This is a genomic window from Collinsella sp. AF38-3AC, assembly GCF_003474365.1.
Lineage (GTDB): Bacteria > Actinomycetota > Coriobacteriia > Coriobacteriales > Coriobacteriaceae > Collinsella.
This window is the reverse complement of record NZ_QROM01000001.1, coordinates 243,764-269,359: the sequence shown is the minus strand read 5'-3', so window position 1 is coordinate 269,359 and position 25,596 is coordinate 243,764. Positions and strand designations below refer to the sequence as shown.

General features: G+C 61.0%; 23 protein-coding genes. 11 read left to right on the top strand and 12 right to left on the bottom strand.

All coding sequences use genetic code 11. The features are described 5' to 3' along the window. Positions 1 to 158: 158 nt before the first annotated feature. Positions 159 to 344, top strand: a complete 186-nt coding sequence (locus DW029_RS01035; protein ID WP_006235216.1) for a DUF362 domain-containing protein — start codon at positions 159 to 161, stop codon at positions 342 to 344. 242 nt (positions 345 to 586) lie between these two features. Here DW029_RS01035 and DW029_RS01030 read toward each other — a convergent pair whose 3' ends face one another. The 5 genes from DW029_RS01030 to DW029_RS01010 all read right to left on the bottom strand — a co-directional run bounded on the left by DW029_RS01030 (position 587) and on the right by DW029_RS01010 (position 5,187). Further along, positions 587 to 1,132, bottom strand: a complete 546-nt coding sequence (locus tag DW029_RS01030; protein ID WP_117735380.1) for a transcription repressor NadR — start codon at positions 1,130 to 1,132, stop codon at positions 587 to 589. Then, positions 1,132 to 1,992 (bottom strand): carboxylating nicotinate-nucleotide diphosphorylase, encoded by an 861-nt coding sequence (nadC, locus tag DW029_RS01025; RefSeq protein ID WP_117735379.1) that lies wholly within the window; start codon positions 1,990 to 1,992, stop codon positions 1,132 to 1,134. The genes DW029_RS01030 and nadC overlap by 1 nt, the downstream gene beginning before the upstream one ends. A gap of 3 nt (positions 1,993 to 1,995) precedes the next feature. Then, on the bottom strand, positions 1,996 to 3,399 hold the full coding sequence (locus tag DW029_RS01020) for an L-aspartate oxidase (protein ID WP_370220017.1): 1,404 nt from the start codon (positions 3,397 to 3,399) through the stop codon (positions 1,996 to 1,998). Positions 3,400 to 3,427: 28 nt separating this feature from the next. Further along, entirely contained in the window at positions 3,428 to 4,453 is a 1,026-nt protein-coding gene (nadA, locus tag DW029_RS01015) for a quinolinate synthase NadA (RefSeq protein ID WP_118345055.1), read from the bottom strand. Between the two features lie 158 nt (positions 4,454 to 4,611). After that, complete coding sequence (locus tag DW029_RS01010; RefSeq protein WP_117735376.1) at positions 4,612 to 5,187, bottom strand: hypothetical protein; 576 nt, start codon at positions 5,185 to 5,187, stop codon at positions 4,612 to 4,614. Between the two features lie 136 nt (positions 5,188 to 5,323). On the opposite strand from DW029_RS01010, the gene trxA reads away from it, so the two are divergent. The 8 genes from trxA (at position 5,324) to DW029_RS00970 (ending at position 12,808) form a co-directional block, all read left to right on the top strand. After that, positions 5,324 to 5,644 (top strand): thioredoxin, encoded by a 321-nt coding sequence (gene trxA, locus DW029_RS01005; protein WP_117735375.1) that lies wholly within the window; start codon positions 5,324 to 5,326, stop codon positions 5,642 to 5,644. Between the two features lie 220 nt (positions 5,645 to 5,864). Further along, the gene (locus tag DW029_RS01000) at positions 5,865 to 6,113 is read left to right on the top strand and encodes a hypothetical protein (RefSeq protein ID WP_006235225.1); all 249 of its coding nucleotides are present in this window, start codon (positions 5,865 to 5,867) and stop codon (positions 6,111 to 6,113) included. A gap of 1 nt (position 6,114) precedes the next feature. Next, positions 6,115 to 6,627 carry a nickel-responsive transcriptional regulator NikR gene (gene nikR, locus DW029_RS00995; RefSeq protein WP_199406647.1) on the top strand — a complete coding sequence of 171 codons (513 nt, stop codon included), beginning with the start codon at positions 6,115 to 6,117 and terminating at the stop codon, positions 6,625 to 6,627. 102 nt (positions 6,628 to 6,729) lie between these two features. Beyond that, positions 6,730 to 9,411 (top strand): carbamoyltransferase HypF, encoded by a 2,682-nt coding sequence (hypF, locus tag DW029_RS00990; RefSeq protein ID WP_118345054.1) that lies wholly within the window; start codon positions 6,730 to 6,732, stop codon positions 9,409 to 9,411. Positions 9,412 to 9,542: 131 nt separating this feature from the next. Next, positions 9,543 to 9,803: a HypC/HybG/HupF family hydrogenase formation chaperone gene (locus DW029_RS00985; RefSeq protein WP_117637955.1), complete on the top strand. Its 261-nt coding sequence runs from the start codon at positions 9,543 to 9,545 to the stop codon at positions 9,801 to 9,803. Beyond that, positions 9,803 to 10,918: a hydrogenase formation protein HypD gene (gene hypD, locus DW029_RS00980; RefSeq protein WP_118345053.1), complete on the top strand. Its 1,116-nt coding sequence runs from the start codon at positions 9,803 to 9,805 to the stop codon at positions 10,916 to 10,918. The genes DW029_RS00985 and hypD overlap by 1 nt, the downstream gene beginning before the upstream one ends. A gap of 81 nt (positions 10,919 to 10,999) precedes the next feature. Further along, positions 11,000 to 12,034: a hydrogenase expression/formation protein HypE gene (gene hypE, locus DW029_RS00975; RefSeq protein ID WP_118345052.1), complete on the top strand. Its 1,035-nt coding sequence runs from the start codon at positions 11,000 to 11,002 to the stop codon at positions 12,032 to 12,034. A 105-nt stretch (positions 12,035 to 12,139) separates the two neighbouring features. Next, positions 12,140 to 12,808, top strand: a complete 669-nt coding sequence (locus tag DW029_RS00970; protein WP_118345051.1) for an HAD family hydrolase — start codon at positions 12,140 to 12,142, stop codon at positions 12,806 to 12,808. Positions 12,809 to 13,194: 386 nt separating this feature from the next. On the opposite strand, the gene DW029_RS00965 is transcribed toward DW029_RS00970, so the two are convergent. The 5 genes from DW029_RS00965 to DW029_RS11125 all read right to left on the bottom strand — a co-directional run bounded on the left by DW029_RS00965 (position 13,195) and on the right by DW029_RS11125 (position 18,561). Further along, a complete protein-coding gene (locus DW029_RS00965; RefSeq protein ID WP_118345050.1) occupies positions 13,195 to 13,752 on the bottom strand; it encodes a DUF5105 domain-containing protein in 558 nt (185 codons plus the stop codon). A gap of 352 nt (positions 13,753 to 14,104) precedes the next feature. Next, complete coding sequence (locus tag DW029_RS00960; protein WP_040359153.1) at positions 14,105 to 14,848, bottom strand: hypothetical protein; 744 nt, start codon at positions 14,846 to 14,848, stop codon at positions 14,105 to 14,107. A 312-nt stretch (positions 14,849 to 15,160) separates the two neighbouring features. Then, a complete protein-coding gene (locus DW029_RS00955) occupies positions 15,161 to 15,697 on the bottom strand; it encodes a PTS glucose transporter subunit IIA (protein ID WP_117735368.1) in 537 nt (178 codons plus the stop codon). A gap of 140 nt (positions 15,698 to 15,837) precedes the next feature. Next, a complete protein-coding gene (locus DW029_RS00950; protein ID WP_118345049.1) occupies positions 15,838 to 17,277 on the bottom strand; it encodes a glycoside hydrolase family 1 protein in 1,440 nt (479 codons plus the stop codon). 255 nt (positions 17,278 to 17,532) lie between these two features. Further along, entirely contained in the window at positions 17,533 to 18,561 is a 1,029-nt protein-coding gene (locus tag DW029_RS11125) for an AraC family transcriptional regulator (protein ID WP_158572581.1), read from the bottom strand. A gap of 97 nt (positions 18,562 to 18,658) precedes the next feature. On the opposite strand from DW029_RS11125, the gene DW029_RS00935 reads away from it, so the two are divergent. Together DW029_RS00935 and DW029_RS00930 are read left to right on the top strand one after the other, a co-directional pair. Beyond that, entirely contained in the window at positions 18,659 to 21,274 is a 2,616-nt protein-coding gene (locus DW029_RS00935; protein ID WP_158572580.1) for a glycosyl hydrolase, read from the top strand. Between the two features lie 100 nt (positions 21,275 to 21,374). Further along, positions 21,375 to 22,229 carry a MurR/RpiR family transcriptional regulator gene (locus tag DW029_RS00930; protein WP_118345046.1) on the top strand — a complete coding sequence of 285 codons (855 nt, stop codon included), beginning with the start codon at positions 21,375 to 21,377 and terminating at the stop codon, positions 22,227 to 22,229. A 150-nt stretch (positions 22,230 to 22,379) separates the two neighbouring features. Here the strand turns inward: DW029_RS00930 and DW029_RS00925 are convergent, their stop codons facing one another. Then, positions 22,380 to 23,693 (bottom strand): DUF4038 domain-containing protein, encoded by a 1,314-nt coding sequence (locus tag DW029_RS00925; protein ID WP_118345045.1) that lies wholly within the window; start codon positions 23,691 to 23,693, stop codon positions 22,380 to 22,382. 225 nt (positions 23,694 to 23,918) lie between these two features. Beyond that, positions 23,919 to 25,346, bottom strand: coding sequence for a PTS transporter subunit EIIC (locus DW029_RS00920; protein ID WP_118345044.1), 1,428 nt, complete (start codon positions 25,344 to 25,346; stop codon positions 23,919 to 23,921). Positions 25,347 to 25,596 lie beyond the last annotated feature (250 nt).

Here is a 25,596-nt window from a genome sequence, read left to right as displayed (position 1 = left end):
CCACCTGCGCGTTTTTTAGTAAACCTTGGCATACTCGGCGAACGGTATGAAGATGCCGGCCAGAGGGTATTGCAAACGGTCGCTCCCGTGGTATGTTTTTGCCCGAATCAAACCGACGCGCATCGCCTGTAGCGTCGGTCAACAGAGAGGAAACTACCATGGCTCATCCCGTAATTGATGCCGACGAGTGCATCGCTTGTGGCGTTTGCGTCGACTCCTGCCCCGCTGGCGTCCTGGAGCTCCAGGACGTCGCTACCGTCGCTGACGAGGACTCCTGCGTCGCCTGTGGCGCTTGCCAGGACGCTTGCCCCGCTGGCGCGATCACCGAGATCGTCGAGGAGTAACAACTCCCCCACTTGCACACCCAAAAGTACACCGTGCACAAAAAGGAGGCCTCCGCATCGCCGCGGAGGCCTCCTTATTTTGTTTGTGCGGATAACTAATTTGGCACCGCCGCAGGTTGAGCATAAGTCAGCGAAAACGCCCCTAAGCGAGCAAGGTGACGTGAAAGAGGAGGAAAGCGTACTTTGGTACGCGACCGACGATTGAACGTCAGATTGCCGCTTAGGGGCGTTTGCAGCGTCGGCTACGATAGGTCGCCCTCGTAGGGCATAAGGTCTGCGAGGTAGCCTTTCTCCTTGAGCATAGTCTCGATCTCGTCGAGGGTCTGCTCGTCTTCCGCCGCGATGCGATGGAAGTGGTAGCCGCTCGTCACCGTCAGCAGCGGGAAACTCTTGCCGCTGGCAATGCCCTCCAGATAGCGCTCGATATCGCGACGGTTGCGAATGTCCAGGTCGGCCGTGATCTTGCCATACACGCGGTGGTTGACAATCACGTTGAGCACGGCGCCGCCCGCGTCGACGATGCTCGTGAGCTCGTCACCCGCCTGCTCCACGCCATGGTGCACCTTGACCAGGCGCGTGGGCACCGCTGGGCTGCTCGGAGCCTCCTGCAGTACGTAGCCGCGATTGGTGGCAACGATGTCGTGCCCATCGGCACGCAGCAGGGCGATGTCCTGCACGACAACCTGGCGGCTCACACCCACCTCGCGAGCAAGCGCACCGCCCGAAACGGGGCCTTTGGCTCCCTCGAGCACGCCCATAATGGCACGGCGACGCTCGCGGGCATCCATTATTTACCGTCCAGCAGACGCAGGTGCTTAAGCGAGAGGTCGAGGATCGGCGCAGAGTGCGTCAGCGCTCCCGAGCTAATAAAGTCGACGCCCAGGTCGGCAAGCGCGCGAATATTGCTCGCGTCCACGTTGCCCGAGCACTCGGTCTTGGCGCGGCCGGCGATAAGCTCGATGGCGGCAGCCATGTCATCGTGGGTCATGTTGTCGAGCATGATGATATCGGCACCGGCCTCCACGGCCTCGCGCACCATGTCCAGGTTCTCGCACTCAATCTCGACCGTCATGGTAAACGACGCGTGGGCACGAGCCATCTCGATCGCGCGTGCCACGCCACCGGCGGCGTCGATATGGTTGTCCTTGAGCATGACGGCCGTCGACAGGTTGTAGCGGTGGTTGCTGCCGCCGCCGATCTCGACCGCGGCCTTCTCAAACACGCGCATGCCCGGCGTGGTCTTGCGCGTGTCGACGAGAACGGTCTTGGTGCCCTCGAGCACCGCGGCCATCTGGTGCGTATAGGTAGCGATGCCGCTCATGCGCTGCAGGTAGTTAAGCGCCACGCGCTCGCCCGAAAGCAGCACGCGCGCGTCACCGCGCACCTGACCCACATGGTCGCCGGCATGCACCTCGTCACCGTCGGCAACATCAAACAGCACCGAGCTCTGCGAATCCAGCAGTTCAAAGGTACGAGCAAACACATCCAAGCCGGCGATGATGCCGTCGGCCTTGGCGATAAGCTCAACGGTAGCGGGACGCGCTGTGGGGCACACGCTCGCCGTGCTCACGTCCTCAAACGTAATGTCCTCGCGCAGAGCCTGCAGAATCAGATCATCGACGACGAGCTTCATGGTAATGGGATTCATGGTCTACTCCTCCACGGCCTGCGTGCCGGCGGCACGGGCCAAATCATCGATTGCCAGGGTGTCGGCGCTCAGAGCGCGATGGCGGCCATCGAGCGCGGGGTCACCCGCCTGCTCCACGGCCAGCGACTCGCCGGTACGCATGTACCAGGCGGCACGGCGGCCCCAGACCAGCGCCTCGAGCAGGCTGTTTGAAGCCAGGCGATTCTTGCCGTGAACGCCGTTGCAGGCTGTCTCGCCCGCGGCATAGAGCTCGGGCATCGAGGTGCGGCCGTCCTTATCGACCCACACGCCGCCCATAAAGTAGTGCTGCGTGGGCGTAACGGGAATGGGCTCGTCCAAGATGTCGCGGCCGTCCTCCAGACAACGCGCGCGGATGTTGGCAAAGTGCCCGGTCACCACGTCGCGCTCGACGGGGGCAAAGCTCAGCCACTCGTGCTCGGTACCGTCGAGCTTCATCTGCTCGCGAATAGCGGCGGCGACCACATCGCGCGGCTGCAACTCGTCGGTAAAGCGCTCGCCGGCGGCGTTGAGCAAAATCGCGCCCTCGCCACGGCAGCTCTCGCTGACCAGGAAGGTGCGACCCGGCTGCGGCGAGAACAGCCCCGTGGGGTGGATCTGCACGTAGTCCAGGTGCTCCATCTTAATACCATGCTCCTGAGCGATATAGCAAGCATCGCCCGTGAGCTGTGGATAGTTGGTCGAGTGATCGTATACGCCGCCGATGCCGCCCGTTGCCCACAGCGTATGGCTGGCATGGATCTTAAACGGCTCGCCGGCATGCGCGCCCTCGGCGGCATTTGTCAACTCGTCGGCGGGACGAACCGAATTGTCCTCGTCCACGGGAACGGCGATGACGCCGGTGCACACCGTGGCGCCGTCACGATCGGCAGTCAGGATGTCGGTCATGGCCACGTGTTCCAGAATCTGCACGTTGTCCAGCTTGCGAACGGCCTGAAGCAGCTTGGTCGTAATCTCCTTACCGGTGATATCGGCATGGAAGGCGATGCGCGGGCGGCTGTGCGCGCCCTCGCGGGTAAAGTCGAGGCTGCCGTCGGCCTTGCGCTCAAAGTCCACGCCCACGGCCAACAGGTCGTTGATGACCGAACGGCTCGAGCGAATCATGATGTCGACGCTCTCGCGGCGGTTCTCGTAATGACCGGCGTGCATGGTGTCCTCAAAGAAGGCATCGTAGTCCGAGCCCTCGGGCAGCACGCAGATGCCGCCCTGTGCGAGCATCGAATCGCACTCGTCGACAGCGCCCTTGGAGAGCATAATCACGCGCATGCTCGTCGGCAGGTTGAGAGCCGCATACAGGCCCGCTACGCCACAGCCGGCAATAACGACGTCACACTCCATATCGGGGTATTGCTTGGTTTCCACAGGAATCCTCTCCCTTGAATGTGACATAAGGGACCGTCCCTCATGTCACATTCTTCTAGCGCGCCGCGTACTCGAGCATGCGGTCGAGCGTGAGCTTGGCCTGTTCGGCGGCCTCGTCCGACACGCCGATCTGCACCTCGCCCGCGCCCGTCTCCAGGCAGCGCACGAGCTTTTCGAGCGTGATGAGATCCATGTTGACGCAGGTGGGCTGCACCGCGGGGAAGTAGAACTTCTTGCCGGTGCCCTGGCAGCGGCGCTCGAGCTCGTAGAGCACGCCACGGACCGTCACGATAATGAATTCGCTCGCGTCCGACTCCTCGGCATACTTGATGATGCCGGCGGTGGAGCCAATGTAGTCGGCCTCGGCAAGGACATCGGCCTTGCACTCAGGGTGCGCCAGCACGAGCGCGTCGGGATGCGCCTCTTGCGCATCGACGATCTGCTCGACGGTGATGATATGGTGGCGCGGGCAGTAGCCGTTGTTGAGGATGACGTGCTTTTGCGGCACCTGCTCGGCTACAAAGCGGCCCAGGTTTTGATCGGGGATAAACAGGACGTGCTGCTGCGGCAGCTCGGACACGATCTTGACGGCGTTGGAGCTAGTGACGCACACGTCGCTCCAGCTCTTGATCTCGACCGTCGAGTTGACGTAGCAGACCACGGCCAGGTCGTCGCCATACTCGGCGCGGGCGGCGTCGACCGTCTCGCGCTTGACCATGTGAGCCATGGGGCAGTCCGCGCCTGGCTCGGGCAGCAGCACGGTCTTAGTGGGATTGAGCAGCTTGGCGCTCTCGCCCATAAACTCCACGCCGCACAGCACGATGGCCTGCTGCGGCAGGCTCTTGGCGAGCTTTGCCAGGTAGAAGCTGTCGCCGACGTAATCGGCTACGGCCTGCACCTCGGGCGCCACGTAATAGTGTGCCAAGATCACCGCGTCGCGTTGGGTTTTTAGTTGCCGAATGGCCTCGACGAGCTCTGCGGGCACCAATGCCGCGCGCTCCGTTGCCGTCGTTGCCGATGCTAGGCCGGCCGCGATATCGCGTGCAAGCTCCGATGCATCCATGTTCGCGCTCTGTGCCATCAAGGCCCCTCTCTTTTGGCGAATCTTGGGGCTTTAGTATGACACCTAGGTTTACAGCTGACAAGACAGCTGTAAACCTAGGTGTAAAGTTGAAATTAAAATTCAATGATGGACGTACCCGTGTCGCCCGTAATTGGGACTATGGGCCAACTAGACCGTTACAGCGGTGCGGCGGCCGGGGTCAGTTGTTTGATGTAGGCCCACATGCGCTGCTTAGCGGCCTTGTCGGTGAGTGCCGCCTCAAAGCCGTCGAGCGCGAGCACGCGGCGGCCCTGCACATGGGCGACCAGGCCGGGCTTGAGCATGGCGGTATCGAAGTCATCGATCGCCACGAGCATATCGGCGTAGGTCTCGCGCATGGCATCAGCCGCGTTGTTGTCGAGCAGTAGCACCGCCTCGGGATCCAAGGCCTCAAGCGCCTCGCGGAACAGCTCGCACGGCAGAGTCTCGCCCACCGCGACCGCTCCGTCACCCGCGCCGGCGACGCTTGCCAGCACGCAAAAATCCTCGGGCGCGTAGCCGATGGCCCCAAGCGCCTTGCGCAACGCCGCGCCATCCGGGCCGGCGGCAAGCTCGCCACCCAAACGTTCGGCCTCGTCCAAATCGCCTTTGACCAGTACGATCGGCGAGCACGCGTTGCCCGCGATACGCACGCCACGGATCGCAAGCGATGTGAGCTCCTGCTCAGCCGCCTGGGCGATGGCTTCTTTTTTCTGGCTTTGTGACGTGGACATGCGCTCTCCAATCGTTTGCGTGCCAACCATTATATAAAAGAGCCACCTGCGAGTGGTTGCTTTGCGGGCGGCTGGGTATAAGCACGGTCGTACTGAGTTTTACGCGGCTGAGCCGCATCACATTATGGAGGTCACCATGGCTGACATTAAGCAGATTACCCCCGAGAATTTCGATTCCGTCGTTAACGACAGCCTGCCCGTGCTGGTCGATTTTTGGGCACCGTGGTGCGGTCCCTGCCGCTCACTCTCGCCCATCGTTGACGAGGTTGCCGACGAGCTGGCGGGTAAGCTTGCCGTTGCCAAATGCAACGTCGACGACAACCAGGACCTGGCCATGAAGTATGGCGTCATGAGCATCCCCACGCTGATTGTGTTTAAGAACGGCGAGGAGATTGACCGCTCGGTCGGCGCGCTGCCCAAGGCGAGGCTGCAGGCGCTGCTGGAGAAGCACCTGTAATACGCCGGTCATGTGCTGCCGTCCATGAGCGGTTTTGCGCCGCTCACCGGACTTTTGGGTGCACCGCGTGCGACCACGGATAGTATGGTAGCCACAAACAGCCCCCAGTGAACGGGTGCGGGTCGCACAGGCTCGTACCCGTTTTCTTATGCAGCTGCACGCAGAGCGGGCGTAGTAAAATCTGAACCACTGAACTGCCCCATACAAAAGGAGATTTCCCATGCATGATGTTGGAATGAACATGAGCCAGCTTGCCATGAGCGTCAAGCAGGTCGACGACACCATCGAGCTCGCTCACGAGTGGAGCCATCAGCTGCTGCATGCGACCGAGAATTTTGACATGGAGCGCATCGGCGCCAAGCTCGAGGCCGCCATGGCCGCGCTGCACGAGGCGCACGACGCACTCGAGGGCTACGAAGAGGCCATCGAGGCCGACCACAACTCCGTCGGCTCCGTGAAGCTGGTGTAAGGTGGCCGAACACGAGCACGGCTGCGGGTACGAGCACGAGCATCCGCACGGGGCGGACGGTGACGCGGGCTGCCACTGTAGTGGCTCCGGCTCCGAGCTGGTCCGCTTTTCGGTTACCGCACCCGACGACCTGCTGCGCCGTTTTGACGAGCAAATCGCACGCCGCGGCGACGTGGCCAACCGCTCCGAGGCGGTGCGCGACCTGATTCGCGCATCGATCGCCAAGGAGCAGATGCGCACGCCCAATGAGCATGTTATCGGGTCGCTCACCATGATCTACGACCATCACACCGGCGATCTGACGCGCCGTCTGGACGAGGTGCAGCACGACTACACCGACGAGATCGTATCGACGATGCACGTGCATCTGGATCACCACAACTGCTTGGAGATTCTGGCACTTAAGGGTCGCGGCGAGCGCGTCTACGAGCTGGCCGACCGTCTGCTGGGCCTGCGCGGCGTTAAGCACGGCGAGCTCACGTGTGCCGCAACCAGGCAGAGCCTGGGGCTGTAGCGCACCTACCAAAAAGTGACAGGCTTGTTTTGGCAGGCTTAACGTTTTACCTACCAAAATAGACCTGTCCCTTTTTGGTAGGTTTTGATGAGGGAAGGTCGCATGCGGCATGTGCATATTCATGTGACGGGCATTGTGCAGGGCGTTGGCATGCGGCCGTTTGTGTATCGCGAGGCCATGGCGCATGGCATTTGCGGATGGGTGCTCAATGCGGGCGACGGCGTGCATATCGAGGCGCACGCTCCGGTCGATGCGCTCGATGCTTTTGTTGCCGCGCTTTCTGAGCATGCGCCTGCGGCGGCTCTCGTGGAGCGTGTCTATATTGCGGATTTGGAGCCTGGCGACTGGAGCGCTGCCGATGAGCAGGGCTTTCGCATTGTGGCATCGCAAGATCAAACCGCTCACACCACGCTCATTTCGCCCGATATCGCCACCTGTGACGATTGCCTGCGTGAGCTGTTCGACCCCGCCGATCGGCGCTATCACTATCCTTTTATCAACTGCACCAACTGCGGGCCGCGCTTTACCATCATCCGCTCGCTGCCCTATGACCGAGCGGCCACGTCGATGGATCACTTTCCTATGTGCCCCACCTGCGCCGCAGAGTATGCTGACCCGCTCGACCGGCGCTTTCATGCGCAGCCCGATGCCTGCTTTGATTGCGGGCCGCATATTACTTGGCGCGAGGCTGTGAACGGCGATGCGTGCGGGAATTCGTCCGCGACACCGGCCGTCGGCACCACGCGCGAGGCCAGCGACGCTATCATCGACCGCTGTGTTGAGCTGCTGGCCGGTGGCGGTATCGTCGCCATCAAGGGTCTGGGCGGATTTCACTTGGCATGCGACGCCTCCAACGAGCAGGCGGTAGCCGAGCTGCGCCGTCGCAAACGCCGCAGCAACAAACCGCTTGCCGTTATGGTACGCGACCTTGCCGACGCTGAACGCCTGTGCCATGTCAACGACGTTGCACGCGGCTTGCTGGCCGGCAGCATTCGCCCCATTGTGCTGCTGCGCCGACGTGCTGCCTGCGAGAGCGGCGGCTCCCCCGACGCCCTCGCGCTCGCGCCGTCCGTCGCGCACGACCTTCCAGAGCTCGGTGTTATGCTCCCCTACACCCCGCTTCAGCATCTTCTGCTTGCCGCGGCAGAAGCCCGCGGTATGCACGCGCTCGTCATGACCAGCGGAAACCTGAGCGAAGAGCCCATCGAGACCGATGACGATCTTGCCTGGGAGCGCCTCGTTGCCGCCGGCATTGCCGACGCGCTGCTCGGCAACGACCGCGCGATCCTCTCGCGCTACGACGACTCCGTGGTGCGCGTGGTCGACGGCGCCGTTATGCCCGTGCGCCGCGCTCGCGGATATGCACCCCAGCCGCTGCCGTTGCCGGCGCTCGACGGCGCTCCGTCCTGCGTGCTCGCCTGCGGGCCACAACAAAAGGCCACGATTGCGCTCACGCGTGAAGGGACGAACGGCGAGGCAACCTGTTTTGTGTCGCAGCATATCGGCGATGTTGAAAACGGCGAGACCTTCGATGCCTGGAACGCCGCGCGCACGCGCTTGGAAGATCTCTTTGACTTGGCGCCCGCCGCCTTGGCCTGCGATTTGCACCCCAGCTATCTATCGAGTCAGTGGGCGCGCGAGCAGGCACGGGAGCACAATCTGCCGCTCGTCGAGGTGCAGCACCATCATGCGCATATCGCGAGCGTAATGGCCGAGGCCATCGCCGCGGGCCAGCTTACAATCGACGCGCGTGTCCTTGGCATCGCCTTTGACGGCACCGGCGCCGGCACCGATGGGACCATTTGGGGCGGCGAGTTTCTTGTTGCCGGCCTTGGCGGCTTTGAGCGCGCCGCGCATTTGCTCACCTGGGCGCTCCCCGGCGGGGCGGCCTCCGTGCGCGACGCCCGCCGCAACGCCTTTGCCCTGCTCAGTGAGCTCGGTCTGCTCGAGCACCCAGGCGCCGCTCGGCTTTTGGACAGCCTCGACGAGCAAACGCGCAGCGTGACAGCCACCATGATCGAGCGCGGCATCAACAGCCCGCGTACCAGCAGCATGGGGCGTCTCTTTGATGCCGCGGCAGCGATTCTGAGCATCTGCGACAAGGCAACCTACGAGGGCGAGCCTGCCATAGAACTCGAAGCCGCCGCCTGGCGCGCGCTTGACGGCGAAATCAGCCGTTTCGCTGGCAATCAGGCGGGCGTATCGGCATCCGTCTCAACGTCGCTGGACAGTTTGTTCAGATACGTATTAACTACTAACCCCCTATCTGGCATTTTTGCCTCAGATTTTGCCAAAAAAGGCTCTCCGGACACCCTATTTGCGACAAGCGCACCCGGCACAGGCCCCAAATCGACCCATTTTGAGTCCTCACAGACGACTTTTGCCACCCAGAGCCGCTCTAAAAAATACGTATCTGAACTAACTGTCCAGGCTGCCTCGGACAGCCCTTTCGTTCTGGACCCCAAGCCACTTTTTGAGGCACTTTTGAGCAGAATCGAGACCGGAGAATCCGCCGACCGGCTCGCGCTCGGGTTCCATATCGCCATCGCGCGCTCTTCGGCACGAATCGCACGCGAAATCTGCGCGCGCGAGGGCATCGATACCGTCGCGCTCTCGGGCGGCGTGTTCATGAACCGACTTTTGCTTCAGCTCCTTACCCACGAACTCAAAGACGTCGGTCTTGCCGTTTTGGTCCCCCACGCTGTACCCGTCAACGACGGCTGCATCGCCTACGGTCAGGCCGCCATCGCTCGCGCTCGCCTCGCGCAGACGGCGTCGCGATAGGCTGTTTTGCCAGCCTGCGCGCCGCCGTCTCACAGGTGTAACGCGTTTGCTCGTGACTCCCGCGAGCGCTACCATCATCTGATGGGTAATTAAGCGCCTATCCAGCGCAAAACGTATAAAAGGGGAACATTATGTGCCTTGCCGTTCCCGGTAAAGTAGTCAAACGCGACGACGACCTCAAGGCCACCGTCGACATGATGGGCATCGAGCGCCCCGTTTCGCTGCGCCTCGTGCCGACGGCACGGGTGGGCGACTATATTCTCGTACACGCCGGCTTTGGCATTCAGATTGTCGATGAGCAGGAAGCCCAAGAGACACTCGAGCTCGTCAATACCATGACCGAGCTGGCCGAAGAGGACCAGCTCGCCACCAACCCGGCCGAGGCATACTAGTGACGGCGGCGCAGCCGGTTCGCTCCGGTATCGACTTTTCGGCATTTCGCGACCCCAAGCTGGCTCGCGAGCTCATCGAGCGCATTCATGAGCTTGTCGGCGACCGCGCCATCAACCTTATGGAAGTCTGCGGCACGCATACCGTGAGCATCGGGCGCTATGGCTTTCGCTCCATTATGCCTGCCGGGCTCAAACTTCTGAGCGGTCCGGGTTGCCCCGTCTGCGTTACCGCCAACCGCAATATCGACCATGCAATCGCGCTCGCCAAGATGGACGGCGCCATCATCACCTCCTTTGGCGACATGATGCGCGTGCCCGGGTCGTCTACCTCGCTCGCCGCGCAAAAGGCGTCGGGGCGCGATATTCGCATTGTGTACTCCCCGCTCGACGCACTCGACATTGCCGAGCAAAATCCCGAACGCCCGGTCATCTTTATGGGTGTCGGCTTTGAGACCACGACGCCCACCATCGCCGCCGCTATCCTGGAGGCTGACGCGCGCGGGCTCCAGAACTTCTCGGTCTACTGTGCTCACAAGACCACGCCGCCGGCTCTGCGTGCGATCTCCAACGACCCCGAGACGACCATCGACGGCTTTATCCTGCCTGGTCACGTCGCTACCATCACAGGCCTGGCACCCTTTGGGTTTTTGGTCGATGAGTTCGAGACCCCGGGCGTGGTTACCGGATTTGAGCCGGTCGATATCCTGCAGGGCATCTGCATGCTGGTCCAGATGGTTGTCGAGAGCAGGCCGGCGATCGACAACGCCTACCGCCGCGGTGTCAATGCGAACGGCAACCCCGTAGCGCGCCAGCTGGTCGAGCAGGTATTTGAACCGTGCGACACCACGTGGCGCGGGCTGGGGCCGATTGCCGGCTCGGGTCTTTCCATCCGCCCTGAGTTCTCGCGCTTTGATGCCGGCGCCCGCTTTGACGTGCCCGTTGAGGCGACGGTCGAGCCGCGTGGGTGCCGCTGCGGCGACGTGCTGCGCGGGGCCATTACGCCGAGCAGCTGCCCGCTCTTTGGCCGCACCTGCACGCCCGAGCACCCCGTCGGCCCGTGCATGGTGAGCTCCGAGGGCAGCTGCGCGGCGTACCACCGCTACCGCGACTATTAGGTTCCGCCGTCTCAACGAATGGCGGACCGGTCGACGCTGCGCCTCACCCATATAATTCCACCCACGATTGGAGTTTTCGATATGTCCCATAGCGTTACCGATAGCACCGTCCTGTTGGGCCACGGCTCTGGCGGTCAGATGATGAAGCGCATCATCGATGAGGTCTTTCTGGATGCCTTTGGGTCGCCCGAGCTGCTCGAGGGCAACGATGCCGGCGTCGCCGCGCTGCCCGCAAGCGGGCGAATCGCCATGTCGACCGACAGCTTTGTGGTAACGCCGCAGTTCTTCCCCGGTGGCAACATCGGCCGACTCGCCGTGTGCGGAACCGTCAACGATGTCGCGACCTCGGGCGCCAACGTGCGCTACCTATCGTGCGGCTTTATCCTCGAAGAGGGCTATCCCATGGAGAAGCTCCGCCAGATCGTGCAGACCATGGCCGAGACCGCGCGCGAGGCGGGCGTGGCGATCATCACCGGCGACACCAAGGTGGTCGAGTGTGGCGGAGCCGACGGCGTCTACATCAATACCGCCGGCGTGGGCGAGGTGCCCGCGGGCGTGGCGCTCTCTGGCGCAAACTGTCAGCCCGGCGACGTCATCCTGGTGTCGGGTACACTCGGCGACCACGGCATCGCCATCATGAGCCAGCGCGAGGGTCTGGCGTTTTCGAGCACCATCGAAAGCGACGCCGCGCCGCTCAATCGCCTGATCGCCGACGTACTGGCCGCAGCACCCGACGCGCGCTGCTTCCGCGACCCCACGCGCGGCGGCCTGGCATCCACGCTCAACGAGTTTGCCCAGGCCAGCGGCGTTGCCATGGAGGTCGACGAGGATGCCGTGCCCGTGCGCCCCGACGTGCAGGCAGCCTGCGAGATGCTCGGCTACGATGTGCTGCAAGTGGCAAACGAGGGCAAGATGGTTGCCGTTGTGCCGGCCGAGCAAGTCGATGCCGCGCTGGCCGCCATGCGTGCTGCCCGCTACGGCGAGAACGCCGCCATCATCGGCCGTGTGCTGCCGCTTGCCGAGGGCACCCGTCCCGCCGTGCGCGTACGCACCGGCTGGGGCTCGACCCGTATCCTCGACATGCTCGTAGGAGAGCAGCTGCCGAGGATTTGCTAACGACAAAGGCTCAGGGCTATTAAAGATATTCAGATTCCAAACATGCCCGGCACGCATGCCCAGTATCATGGGGTGCGTTTTACAACTCAAGCGGCAGGAGCACCCATGGCAGCAGCTTTTACCCATGTGATCTTTGATCTGGACGGCACCATCCTCAACACGCTCGAGGACCTGGCAGCCGCCGGTAACCATACCTGTGAGATGCACGGCTGGCCCACGTTTGCCGTTGACGAATACCGCTATAAGGTGGGAAACGGCATGCTCAAGCTGGTTGAGCGCTTTATGCCCGCCGAGTATGCGGGCGACGGGCGTATGTTTGAGCAGACGCTTGCCGAGTTTAGGGCCTATTACGGCGAGCACAAGGAGGACCACACCGCGCCCTATGCCGGTACGATCGAAATGCTCGACCGCCTGCGCACCGCGGGCGTCACGCTCGCCGTGCTCACTAACAAGGACCACGTCTCGGCGGCTCCGCTTATCGAGAAGTACTTTGGTTCTGAGCGCTTTGCGCTGGTGCAGGGCCGTGTTGATTCGTTTCCGCCCAAGCCCGAAGCACCCGTCACACTGCATGTGATGGAAGAGCTGGGCGCCAATCCGGCGACCACGCTCTATGTGGGCGATTCCAATGTCGATGTTTTAACCGGCCACAACGCCGGCCTTAAGAGTGCGGGCGTCAGCTGGGGCTTCCGCGGCCGCGCAGAGCTGGAGTCCGCCGGCGCCGACTACGTGGTGGACACCCAGGCAGAGCTCACGGCGCTGATTCTGGGCGAGTAACGAGCGACACTGCTTAACGCAGCTGCGACAATTCTTCCGCGCGGAAAGCGCATCCCGTTTTGGAGCTCCGGAATGGGATGCGCTTTCCGTTTGAGGCGCATCAGGGAAACCGCATCCCGTTTCAGAGCAATATTCCGGGTCGCACTTTCCGCAACCCACCCCATCCGGAAAATGCGACCCACTATTCGGCCAAAAACCGGGTCGCGGTTTCCCAAGCACTCGATGCAACGCTGGCACAAGGAGTGTCCCCAACTGCCGGCAGAATAACGCTTACCAATATCGCAGACACATTTGGCTTTGGTTGTCCTAAAGGGAGGGTCGCCCCAACGATCCTCCCTTTATTGCATAACGAACTGTTTGTCGCATGGCAACCTAAATATAAAGCGCTACCCTTGCAGAGCGCTCATCATCTCGGAGATATTAGAGTCGTCCCCCGACCATTCGTTGTCATCGTTAGCAGAATACTTAAAGGTAACCTTGGTGTCCTTGGGCTTGGCGGCCTTGGTCACATCGAGCATTACCTGTCCAGCCAGCTTGTACAACTCATCTTCGGAAGGCGACCCATCAAGAGCAGCAACCTTCTCTTGGTATTTGGTGGCAAAATCCCCTTGAATTTGAGCCATCGACTTACAAGAAACGGTCACTTCGGCAGTAGCGGTACCCTTATCTTCATCGACTACAATGTCGCCGATTTTATAGTCGAAGCCCTCGAGATAGCTCTTGGCGTATTCCTCGGTATTGATGCCGACCCTTTTAAACTCTTTCCCTGCAGCCTTATCCAAGCCATCCAGAAATGACTCGTCGTTATTTTTAATCTCATCAAGCTGATTGATCAGATCTTCGTTAATAAGTTGCTCGACTGTGGGATCACCGCAACCGGAAAGAGAGATCAAGCATGCAACCACTACAGCCAACATGAGCGCAAGCAGCGGCTTCTTTTTCATGACATTCCTCCAAACAAGCGGCGCTGCGTTCCATGCGCAACGCACGTTGTGACAGTAAGTCCATATTAACGGCTCGACCCAAACCCCTGAGTCGCAAAAACGGGCTTCTGGCCGGGACGACCGGATTCGAACCGGCGGCCCCTTAACCCCTCAGGCTTGGGACAGGTTCAAAATAGCGATGATATTCCAATTGACTAGGATAATGTAAAAGCGCTCAGATGCTGTGATATTCGATACACGCTTGTTCACGTCGATCCTGAAACATACGAGATTCTTTCCGTTGTGATGAAGTTGCGGGGGAGAACGATAACCGGATGCTGCAAACTAAGAAACGCTGTTGATTTTCATCTGCTTAGCACGGTTCAAGAACGTTCTTCAAAATGCTGTACTCATACGATGCATAGGGAGATCCAGTCAAATCGAGACCACTATTGGCGGAGATTATCGTATGGCAGCCCGCTTCAAGAACATCAGAGCCACCCGCAAATCCGTTCACGACGTTCCCCATATCATCTTTCAATACGCCCATGAGCGTCGTGCCCATACCATAGTCATACGGCGAATCATTTTGAATTTCGACATCAAAACGATACATGTTAGTAGCGATTTGTTCTAATCGTTCATTTAACACTGTGAACTCATAGGTGTCTTTTTCGGTGACCTTCTTAAAGCAATTAACCCTAAACGTAAGCTCAAGTGACACCGGTAGTTCATCTATGCCATCGATTGCGCCGAAGTACCATATTTCTTGCCCCGGAAGAAGAGCACAGCAGCTAGATATTGTGCTACTCACGGTGCCACACAGTGTGCCATCCGCCTTCTTTGCGATGCCATCAACTCCCCAATCGACAGCAACTTGATCACTAGTGTTTTTGATTTTTGTAATATAGCCACAGCCGCTTTGACCAACCTGATAGTTGTAAATAGGGTCCATGGTTACTACAATATCGGAACTCTGTGGACTACTTTCATTCTTAAGCGTGCCCTTTTTCGGTTTTAGCGTGGAACTGTCCGTTTTATCAGGTTTGCCCGAACATCCAGCAAGGCCCAGCGTTGCAATTCCGGCTAGAAAGTCCCTTCTCGAGATATCTTTCATCAATTCCTCCCCTTATGCGTACGCCAATTTCATACCTAGGTTACAGAGAAGCATTGGCAAGTTGTTGAGCAACAAATACGAACGGTAGAACTTGCATGGCAAGCGTTTTTATCCAATAAAAAACCTCGATCGTATGGAGAGGTCAACAATTAGATTCAAAACGAATCGAGGCCACAACCGCGCAGGCGGCTCAATTTGATGAACGAATGGCCCGTAAAGCAAGCCCCCTGCAATAAAACGCACCTGCTTGGCCCATTAAAAAAGGCGGCCGGATAACCCGACCACCCTTGCACACCCTTTGGATGCCGCAGCTTACTTGCGGACGACCTTGACGATGGCATCGCCGGCGGCGACAGCGGAGTCAGCCTCGACGGCGAGCTCAACATCGGCGAACTCGGCGGTGTTGGACACAGCCACGACGACGCAGTCCTTGTAGCCGGCAGCGGCGATCTTGGCGCGGTCGATCTTGAGCATGGGCTGGCCAGCCTTCACGACGTCATCGGCCTTGACGAAGCCCTCGAAGCCGTCGCCGTTCATGTTGACGGTATCGACGCCAACGTGCACCAGGACCTCGATGCCATTATCGGACTGCAAACCCACGGCGTGACCCATGGTGACGGTCACCTTGCCGTCGCAGGGGGCATAGACCAGGTCGTCCTCGGGCCACACGGCGCAGCCCTTGCCCAGAACCTCGCCACCAAAGACGGGATCGGGCACGTCGGCCATCTTGATGACCTTGCCCTTGACGGGCGAGCACAGTACGTCGGCGCCGGCAGAAGCAGAGATGGAGGCCGGAGCAGCGGCAGCCGCGGGCTCAGCCTTCTTCTTGAACATGTCAAACAGACCCATAGGTTTTCTCCTCTTGATTAAGCGCAACGTTATGCGCATGCCTATGGTGATTATAGTGCCAAATGGTTCAAATGCTAAGGTGGGGACTCGAATCGCGAACCCATCCCGAGGCTTTTCCACGGTGGCACTCATCTTGTCGATTAAGCCAGGCCCTCGGTACCGTTGGACTTGATGATCTTCTGGTAGGCGAAGAAGCTGTCCTTGCGGCGGCGCTCGTAAGTGCCGGTGCCGTCATCGTACTTATCGACGTGGATAAAGCCGTAGCGCTTGCGCATCTCGCCGGTGCCGGCAGAGACCAGGTCGATGGGACCCCACCAGGTATAGGCGATCAGGTCGACGCCGTCCTCGATGGCCTCGCCCATGGCCTTGACATGGCTCTGGAGGTAGGCGATACGGTACGGATCGTGGATGGAGCCGTCCTCCTCCACCTCGTCGTAGGCGCCCATGCCGTTCTCGACCACCATCAGCGGAATCTCGTAGCGGGCGTAGATCTCGTTGAGGGCGATACGCAGGCCCGTCGGGTCAATCTGCCAGCCCCAGTCGGTGCTCTCGAGGTAGGGGTTCTTGCCGCCAAGGGTCATGTTGCCCTCGGTCATCTCGTGGTCCTTGTGGGTGCCCACGGTGCCCGACATGTAGTAGCTAAAGGTGTAGAAGTCGACCTTGCCGTCGGCGATGTCCTGCAGGTCGCCGTCGGCGATGTTAAGCTCGATGCCGTTCTCGGCCCAGAAGCGCTTGGCGTAGAACGGGTATTTGCCGCGCACCTGCACGTCGGAGCAGTACCAGTTCATGGTGTTCATCTCCTGCTGGGTGGCAAAGACGTCGGCCGGGTCGCACGTGGCGGCATAGGACAGGATAAAGCAGTCCATGTTGCCCATCTTGAGTTTGGGGAAGTGCTCGTGCGCATAGCGGATGGCGCGACCGCTCGCCACAAACTGGTGGTGGAGGGCCTGGAAGCGCTGCTGCGGGGTGGTGTGGGCGCCGGAGGCCGGGCCCTCGTAGCCGCGAATCATGCTGGTCTCAAAGAGGTTGCCCAGGTCCAGGGTGCCACAGTTGATCTCGTTGAAGGTGAGCCAGTAGGTCACCTTGTCGTGATAGCGCTCGAGCACGGTCTGGGCATAGCGTTCAAAGAAGCCGATAAGCTCGCGGCTCTCCCAACCGTTGTACTTCTCGACCAGGGCATAGGGCATCTCGTAGTGGCTGAGCGTAACAAGCGGCTCGATGTTGTGTGCGCGCAGGCAGTCGAAGACACGGTCGTAGAAGGCGAGGCCGGCCTCGTTGGGCTCGGCATCGTCACCGTTGGGGAAGATGCGGCTCCAGGAAATGGACATGCGGAACATGTTGAAGCCCATCTCGGCAAAGAGCGCGATGTCTTCCTCGTAGTGATGGTAGAAGTCGATACCGTCGTGATTGGGGTAGAAGCGGTTGGGGTCGATGTCGAGCGTAATCTGACGTGGCTCCTTGTAGCTGCCGCCCAGGAAGTGGTCATCTACGCTGGGGCCGCGGCCGTCAACGTTCCATGCGCCCTCAAACTGGTTTGCGGCCGTGGCGCCGCCCCAAAAGAATCCCTCGGGAAATCCCATATGTGCCTCCTCGCAGCGGGTTTTATGTGCTGAGCTGAGTATCGCGCGCGCCCGGGCGCCCAAGGCGCGGAGGCGCTGCATTGGACACTTCTTTTCGCCCCAACACGTCCGCCGGCTGACACTTTTTGATACCGAGGCCTAGACGGGGCAAAAATCGACCTGACGGCCACCCTCCAACCTGGGTGGATGAAACGAAACATGAGACACAGTATTTAGGTGTGGCATATCGATAGCTAAAAGCCCGTTCCGTCTTACTCATCCACGGTATTTTGCCGGCGTGCAGCCGTAGGCGGCGCGGAACTTGCGATAGAAAAAGCTCATGTTCTCGTAGCCAACGGCGCGCGCCGCCGCCTCGGCCGTGGCACCCGCGCGCAAGAGCTCCACGGCACGCACGAGTCTGCGCTCCTGGACCAGCTGCCGATAGGTCTTTCCCACATGCTGCTTGAGCAGCGCCGACGCGTAGTTAGGGCTCACATGAAAGCGTGCCGCCACCTCCTCGAGCGAGCAGGCGGCAAACGAACGCTCGATATAGCCGAGCATCCCTGCCACGAGCGAGGCCGCGCGCCCCGACTCATCGCGCCCCGCCGCCGCGCCGCGCACGAGCTCGCGCTCGTAGCAATCCATGAGCTCGGCCAACAGGAGCTGAAACAGGCGCAGAACGATCTCGGCGCTGTTGAGGCTCGGCTCGTAGTGTTCGCAGAGCATCTCCTGCATGTAGCGTCGCACGCGCCGACTCTCCCCGCAGCGAAAGCGCACGTGCCCGCGATGGTCGGTCTCGCTGTTGAGCGCGTTGAACAAAAACCGCGATACCGCGCTCTCGCGCGAGAGGCTCGCCTCGAGGCTGCGCTGCAAAAAGGTACGTGAAACGGTCATACTTAGCATGATGTCATCCTCGCCGAGCGCTGCCACCGCATGCGGGCAGGCGGCATCGAGCAGCAGCACCTCGTTGCGTTCGAGCACGAGCTTCTCCCCCGCAACCGTCTGCGGACAGCGCCCCCGGTACACATAGCTGATCTCAACGTAGTCGTGCACATGCTCGGGTACCGCGTTAAAGCGCGAGTTTCTCCTAATCATCAGGCCAGCTGGCATTTCGGCCTGAGCATATTCCGCCCCCATCTGTCCGATCTTTCGCACCGACCGTCCATCGACCTCAACGCGCTCGGTCATGATCGACCAGTCAAAGGGAGCCTCGTCCCTATATCGTCTCTCGCTGGTGCTCAGCTCGCTCAGCCGGCGCTCGAGCTCCAAGATCTCCATGGCCCCGCCAATCGTTGATTCGGTCATATTCTGCCGTGATTTGGATATTAGCACGCCGCCGCCCGCACGCCAGAATGGAGTCATGCAACATACGCTGCCCACCATCGGTTTGCAAGGAGGATCCATGACCGCGTACTACCAGCAGGTGCTCAACGGTACCTACGACAACCACGTGCTCCCGTTTTTGTGGATGAAGGGCGAGAGCCAACAGACCATTGCCGAGTATCTGGAGAAGATTGCCGGCGCCGATATCCACGAGGTCTGCCTCGAGAGTCGCCCGCATCCCGATTTTTGCGGTGAGGGCTGGTGGCGCGACCTGCGCTTTGTGATCGACACGTGTAAGCAGCTGGGCCTCAAGATCTGGATCTTGGACGACGCACACTTTCCCACCGGATACGCCAACGGCGCCGTCAAGAAGGCGGCGCCCGAGCTCCGCAAGGTCGTTCTCACCCACCGCACCATCGACGTGGTGGGCCCCACGCCGCAGGCGAGCATCGTGCTCACCAACATGTTCGACAAGACGGAGCGCTTCTATGGCATTACGTTTATGCAGGAGGGGTGCGCCGTCGAGGTGGAGCACCGCGTAATCGAGGACGAGCACGGCATGCCCTGCCGCTTGGTCTTTGACGCACCGGCCGGCATTACGCAGGCGTGCGTGATGTTCACGAGCGGCAAGACCTCCTACAACGAGGACTACATCAACATGGTCGACCGTGCCTCGGTGGCGCAGCTCATCAATGCCGTGTACGAGCCGCACTTTGCGCATCTGGGCGATGAGTTTGGCGAGACCATCCTGGGCTTTTTCTCCGATGAACCCGGCTTTGCCAACGAGAAGGGCGTCACCGGCGCCGATGGTATCTCCGACACGCTCATCGGTAAGGCCACCGCGCCCCTGCCCTGGTCGGCTGAGCTCGAGCGCCGCCTGCGCGCGGCGCTGGGCGAGCGCTACCTGGACGAGCTCCCGCATCTGTGGGATCGCAAGGACGCCGGCGCGCACGTGCGCCACGTGTACATGGACATTGCGAGCACGCTCTACAAGGAGTGCTTCTGCGACCAGCTCGGCGACTGGTGCCGCGCGCACGGCGTGCAGTATATCGGCCACGTGATCGAAGACAAGGATTGCCACGCGCGCCTGGGTGTGGGCGCCGGCCACTACTTCCGCGCCGTGGGCGGCCAGGACATGGCGGGCGTGGACATCGTGATCAACCAGCTCATCCCCGGCATGGACCAGGGACTCCACTCCTACGGCCGCGGCGTGTGGGACCTGGAGTTCTACAACTACGTGCTGCCCAAGCTGGGCTCCTCGGCAGCGCATCTCGACCCCAAAAAGCAGGGCCGCTGCATGGCCGAGGTGTTTGGCGCTTTTGGCTGGCACGAGGGCCTGCGCGAGATGAAATGGATCGCCGACCACTTTATGGTGCGCGGCGTCAACTGGTTTGTGCCGCACGCCTTTAGCATGGCCGCCTTCCCCGACTTCGACTGCCCGCCGCACTTCTACGCGCACGGTCAGAACCCCCAGTTTGCGCACCTTGGCAAGCTCATGAGCTACATGAACCGCACCTCGAGCCTGCTTTCGGGTGGACGAGTCGTCACACCGGTGGCGCTTCTGTACCACGCCGACGCCGAGTGGGCGGGCGAGGCCTCGTTTATGCAGCATGCCGCCGCCGGGCTTGCGCGTGCGCGGGTCGATTTCGATATCGTGCCGGCCGAGGCGTTTGATGACGCCGGGCGCTACGTCGTGGAGTTCGCCGCAGACGGCAGCGGCTTTAGCGTGAACGGCCAGGCGTACCGCTGTCTGGTGATGCCCAACGCCGAATATGCCGGCGGGGCCGTACTCAACTTTGCCGCGCGCGCTGCGGCCGCAGGCGTTGGCGTATATGCCCTGGATAAGCTGCCGAGCAAGCGCTATGACGGCGAAGCTGCCAGCCGCGCGGGCTTTGCCCCTGTGGAGGCCAACGAGCTTGCAGGCGTGCGCGTTGTTGCCACTTCCGAGCTTGCGAGCGTGCTCGCCGCAGCCGGCATGCAGACCGTGGCGTGCACCGATCCGCAGCCGTGGCTGCGCGCGCTTCGCTACGACCGCGCCGACGAGAGCTACCTCATGCTGGTAAACGAGCATCCCAAGCAGGGCATTCACACGCATGTTGAGCTCGCTGACGGCGCGCCCGTGCACGGCGTGCGCCTCGATTTGCTCAACGGCAGCGCACCCGTCGCCTTTGACGGCACGCTTGAGCTCGCGCCCTACGAGAGCTGCATTGTGGTGCTCGGGACCGAGGCGCCCGCTGCCGACGAGCGCGGAGGCTCCGATGCCGAGCGTGAGGTCACGCGCGTTGACGGCCCCTGGAACGTCTCCTTTGCCACGCCCGGCGCCGATACCACGCACCCGGCCTTTGGCGAGCCCGTCGAGCTTGACGACCTGCACGATCTTTCCTGCGCCGAATTCCCCGGCGAGGCAGGCACTTTCCGCTACCAGGCAAGCTTTGCCGTTGCTGAGAACCTCGCCGGCGCCGCGCTCGACCTGGGCGAGGTCTTTGAGACCGCCACGATCACGCTTGACGGCGCGGATCTGGGCTGCCGCATCTGTCCGCCCTACCGCTTTGAGCTCGGCACCCTTGCCGCCGGCGAACATGCGCTCACAATCGATGTGATCAACACCCTCGACCACGCCATCACCGACATCTTCGCCCTCACCGAACCCTCCGAGCCCAGTGGCCTGCTCGGCCCCGTCCGCTTGCTCGGGTAACGGTCCTTTACGGGACGCCCGGCTTGCTCTCCCCAGCCAAGCCGGGCGTTTTGTTTACCGCTATGATTGATACATCGCAATACGAACGCATAGGAGTCATATGGACATCAAGCGCAAAATCACGCAGGGCAAGGAGCTCACCCCCACCGAGCAGCAGCTCGGGCAGACGGTTCTTGCCATGGGCGAGGACGTCCGCGGGCTCTCCATTAAGGAATTTGCGCGCCAAGCCAATGTCTCCGTTGCGAGCATCCACCGCTTTTGCAAAAAGCTCGGCCTCGAGGGCTTCAAAGAACTCAAGGTCGAGCTGATGCGCGCAGCCTCGCGCGCAGACTCCGCCCCCGAGGTGGATATCAACTTTCCCTTTGATGCGACCTCCAGCGCCCAGGAGATCTCCGAGCGCATGGCGCGACTGTACGAGACCACGCTTTCCGAGACGCGCGAGATCCTCGACCCGGCACAGCTCGACTACGCCGCCAAGCTCGTCTTACGCGCCGACACCGTGGACATCTACACGGGCTCGCATAACCTGTATCCGGCGGGAATGTTCCGCGATCGCCTGCTTTCCGCCGGTAAGAGCTCGACGTGCTACGACAATATCGAGGCCCAAGTGCGCACGGCGCTCGCCTCGGGCCCCGACCATACGGCAATCGTCATCTCCTACAGCGGCCTTGCCCCCAACCTCAAGGAGATCTTGCCGATCCTTAGCAGTCGGCATGTCCCGGTCATCGTCATCGGCACGCCATACTGTGCCCGCATTCACCCCGGCTTTGCCGCCTATCTCACCGTGGGCGATATCGAGAGCCTGAGCCACCGCATCACGCAGTTTGCCAGTCACATCGCCGTGCAATACGTGCTCGATTCGCTCTACAGCAGCTACTTTGCCAAAGATTACGCCCGCTGCTCCGAGTTCCTCGAGCAGTCCTTCCCCTTTACCAAGCTGCCCGGGCTCAAATAAAACGAGAGAGGATTTTTGGACACTTAAATGACGAGGGTGGATAATCTCCCACTTTGAGCCTGCGCACAGGCCAAAAACGGGAGATTATCCACCCTCATTCTGTAGTCGTTACTCGGGCCCTTTTGCCGCTGGTCGCGTTGGAACCGCGCGCTACTGAGCGGGCGAGACCACCAGGAGTGCATCGTGCTCGAAGGGATGCTGGGCCACGCGCACGGCATCGTCGACGGACATAACCGGCAGGTTGGCCACGCGTTTATTCTCCAGGTCAAACGCCACAGCATTCCAGGCGGTGGCGCCGCCCTCGAGTTTGAGCTTGACGGCCGTGGTCCTCGGCAGATAGACCACCACGCGTTCGCCCACGCGCGCCACACGGATGGCTTCGCGTGCATCGTCGAGCAGCTCCTGCGCGGGTTCAACAGCTACCGCCCCATCCGCGCTCGTGGCACCCAGGCCGCGCAGCACGTGCTCGATCAGGCCAAAGTCCCACACGCCCGCAAACTGCAGGCACTCTTGCCAGCGGAACGGCATGTCAAAGCCCTCGCCAAGGACGCTGCCACGGCTCTGAGAGGTCTGCCAGTTCCACACGCCGTGCGCACCGTAGGTAATGCCGGCACTGGAACCGGCCAGAATGCTCGACCAAACACTCGCGCGACAATCCTGCGCGGTAAAACGCCAGTACACGTTGCGGCTCGCGCCCATTTGCTCGTAGCAGGGCTCGGAATTGACCATCGGCTTTTTGGGATACTGCGCGCGAAAATCCTCGGGCAGCTTCCAAGCTTCCTCCTGACCGCTATAGTTGTGGCCGGGCTGGAACATGTAGAAGTCCAAGCGATCGGCAAACTGCTCGGGCAGGGCGCGGTTGCCACGGTTGATATGCATGGTGTGCAAGGACTCGGGAGCCAGCTTGGTGACCTCGTCGAGTGCATCCCCGTAATAGGCGATAGCCTCGTCGGTCTTAAAGTCGGTGTCGCCTGTCACCACGTAGACGGGGTCGAACTCGCCCAGGTTCTCGACGACGCGGGCAACGTGGGCGCGAACCTCCTCGCGCGGCATGACCTCGGCACCCAGGCGCTCGGCGATCACGGAGCCCCAGGTACCGGGCACGTAGTTGCACCACATGAGCACGAGCGCCGGGCGAATGCCGTGCTCCACGGCTGCCTGGCACATGCGGCGGGCGCGGTCCCAGTACTCCTGGTTGGGTGCACTCCAATCAAAGTGCACGCCGTCCTCGCTCGCATAGGGCCAAATGCCCAAGTCGGGCAGGCAGCGGTCCCACTGCGGAAGGGTGTTGATCTGCAGTACGTTCATACCCTGCTCGGCACGGCGGGTGAGGTAGTAGTCCCAATCGTTCTCGGTGATGCTCGTAAAGGCACTCCAGCACGTATCGGCAAACCAAAAGAATGGTTTGCCGTCGCAGAGGAACCCGTCCTCACGGGTATTGACGGTCAGTTTTCCCAAGCTCATATGGCACCTTTCTCTTGGGGAGACTTGCTAGGAGGGAGGTAAAGAAGTCGCCTGCCGCATTATCACAGTAGGGTCTGCGGCTGCAGTTGCTCAGCTCAAATTGAACGCACGCGAAGCACAGGGCCCTTACGTCTCTCCTAAAAAGTCTACAGGAAGGCCCCGCCGGGCTTATGCCAAGCGGGGCCTGTCGTGTAGGGGGTCTTATTTAGACCAAGGCCGGGGCGACTAGGCCTCCATCTCGGCGAGCTCCTCCTTGGAGAAGCCGGTGACAAAGACGACGGCAGCGGCAATAGCAAAGGAGATTGCCATACCGACGATAGCCCAGACGGTGTTCATCTGGCCACCCTGCAGGTAGTTGGTGAAGACCAGGAAGTTGGAGGCACCGCCTGCGAGGTAATAGGTGACGCCCATGAGGCCCGAGAACACAGCGCCGATGGCACCGCCGATGAACATGCCGAGCATGGTGCGGCGGAAGCGCATGAGGATACCGAAGAGCGCGGGCTCGGTGACGCCGCCGGCGATGGCGGAGATGACGTAGCCCAGGGCAAGACTCTTCTCGTCAACGTTCTTCATCTTGAGGAAGGCACCGAAGGCGCAGCCCCAGACAGCGGCCATAGCGCAGTTGGTGGAAACGAAGACGAAGGGATCGTAGCCAGCAGCGATGATCTGCACCTGAGCGAGCAGGATAACGGGCATGTGCATACCGCAGACCACGAAGAGCTGCCAGAAGGCGCCGAGGATGGCCATCACGATCAGGATACCGATGCCGCCAAGGTCAGCAAGCCCGAAAAGAATGTTGGCGATGAGGCTGCCGAGCTCGTTGCCGATCGGAGCGAGGACGATAAAAGCGATGGGAATCGTGACGATCATGGTGCAGAACGGCGTGAAGACCGTGGAGAGCACGTCGGGCATGACCTTCTTAAAGAACTTCTCGATGAAGTAGAGGACCGGCACCGAAAGGATGATCGGTAGGACGGACTGCTGATAGTTGGCAGCGGCGATCTGAATGCCGTAGACCGAGATGATGCCGCCACCCTCCTGGGTTGCGACGCTCACCACGGACGGGGCCATAAGGGCACCGCCGAGAAGCATGCCGAGAACGGGGCTGGCGCCGAGCTTCTTAGCCGCAGCATAACCCAGGTAGATCGGGATAAACGTAAACGTGGCCTCATACAGTGTGGTGTAGAGGAACGTATAAGTCGGGTCCGTGTCCGAAATAACGCCCAGCATGGTGGGGCCGAGGACGGCCGCGATGGTGCGGAACAGACCGCCAGCCATGAGCAGCGGGATGAGCTGGGTCATGGAGCCGGACAGATAGTCGAGGATGATGTTAGGCAGGTTCTTGAGCTCGAACTTCTCCTTGGGAGCATCGAGATTCTCGTCAACGGCGGCACCCTGCTTGACGCCGGAGATGGCGACGAACTCGGTGAGCACCTTGGGCACGTTCTGGCCGATGATGACCTGGAGCTGGCTGCCGGCGAACTGGCAACCCAGAACACCCTTGACCTTCTTGATCTTCTCCACGTCGGCCTTGCTGTTATCCTTGAGCGTCAGACGCAAGCGCGTCATGCAGTTGGTGGCGACGGTAACATTCTCCGCACCGCCCACGAGCTCGAGGACATCGGTGGCAATCTGCTTGTTATCTACTGCCATGGGACCCCTCCCCATATCTTCGTGTGCCTACTCGCTTGTGTAAGCACGCCTTTGGCTCGGCGACTATAACCCCTTACGGTTGCCGAACCCTTGGATACGCTGTCGTAAACAATTTGTTTACTGAACGTTTACGGGCTTTAGTTTACACGGAGTGCCTGATTTGTGGCAATTTTGCCGTCTGGAGTCCGGTGAACGGTAGGAAATCGGGGGTGAACGTATTTGAACAGCAGAAGAGCGTCTATTTGGTTCC

Bases quoted from the DNA above. Each gene is read 5' to 3' on its own strand.
- DW029_RS01035 (WP_006235216.1), top strand. From the start codon at position 159: ATGGCTCATCCCGTAATTGATGCCGACGAGTGCATCGCTTGTGGCGTT.
- DW029_RS01030 (WP_117735380.1), bottom strand. From the start codon at position 1,132: ATGGATGCCCGCGAGCGTCGCCGTGCCATTATGGGCGTGCTCGAGGGA.
- nadC (WP_117735379.1), bottom strand. From the start codon at position 1,992: ATGAATCCCATTACCATGAAGCTCGTCGTCGATGATCTGATTCTGCAG.
- DW029_RS01020 (WP_370220017.1), bottom strand. From the start codon at position 3,399: ATGTCACATTCAAGGGAGAGGATTCCTGTGGAAACCAAGCAATACCCC.
- nadA (WP_118345055.1), bottom strand. From the start codon at position 4,453: ATGGCACAGAGCGCGAACATGGATGCATCGGAGCTTGCACGCGATATC.
- DW029_RS01010 (WP_117735376.1), bottom strand. From the start codon at position 5,187: ATGTCCACGTCACAAAGCCAGAAAAAAGAAGCCATCGCCCAGGCGGCT.
- trxA (WP_117735375.1), top strand. From the start codon at position 5,324: ATGGCTGACATTAAGCAGATTACCCCCGAGAATTTCGATTCCGTCGTT.
- DW029_RS01000 (WP_006235225.1), top strand. From the start codon at position 5,865: ATGCATGATGTTGGAATGAACATGAGCCAGCTTGCCATGAGCGTCAAG.
- hypF (WP_118345054.1), top strand. From the start codon at position 6,730: ATGCGGCATGTGCATATTCATGTGACGGGCATTGTGCAGGGCGTTGGC.
- DW029_RS00985 (WP_117637955.1), top strand. From the start codon at position 9,543: ATGTGCCTTGCCGTTCCCGGTAAAGTAGTCAAACGCGACGACGACCTC.
- hypE (WP_118345052.1), top strand. From the start codon at position 11,000: ATGTCCCATAGCGTTACCGATAGCACCGTCCTGTTGGGCCACGGCTCT.
- DW029_RS00970 (WP_118345051.1), top strand. From the start codon at position 12,140: ATGGCAGCAGCTTTTACCCATGTGATCTTTGATCTGGACGGCACCATC.
- DW029_RS00965 (WP_118345050.1), bottom strand. From the start codon at position 13,752: ATGAAAAAGAAGCCGCTGCTTGCGCTCATGTTGGCTGTAGTGGTTGCA.
- DW029_RS00960 (WP_040359153.1), bottom strand. From the start codon at position 14,848: ATGAAAGATATCTCGAGAAGGGACTTTCTAGCCGGAATTGCAACGCTG.
- DW029_RS00955 (WP_117735368.1), bottom strand. From the start codon at position 15,697: ATGGGTCTGTTTGACATGTTCAAGAAGAAGGCTGAGCCCGCGGCTGCC.
- DW029_RS00950 (WP_118345049.1), bottom strand. From the start codon at position 17,277: ATGGGATTTCCCGAGGGATTCTTTTGGGGCGGCGCCACGGCCGCAAAC.
- DW029_RS11125 (WP_158572581.1), bottom strand. From the start codon at position 18,561: ATGACCGAATCAACGATTGGCGGGGCCATGGAGATCTTGGAGCTCGAG.
- DW029_RS00935 (WP_158572580.1), top strand. From the start codon at position 18,659: ATGACCGCGTACTACCAGCAGGTGCTCAACGGTACCTACGACAACCAC.
- DW029_RS00930 (WP_118345046.1), top strand. From the start codon at position 21,375: ATGGACATCAAGCGCAAAATCACGCAGGGCAAGGAGCTCACCCCCACC.
- DW029_RS00925 (WP_118345045.1), bottom strand. From the start codon at position 23,693: ATGAGCTTGGGAAAACTGACCGTCAATACCCGTGAGGACGGGTTCCTC.
- DW029_RS00920 (WP_118345044.1), bottom strand. From the start codon at position 25,346: ATGGCAGTAGATAACAAGCAGATTGCCACCGATGTCCTCGAGCTCGTG.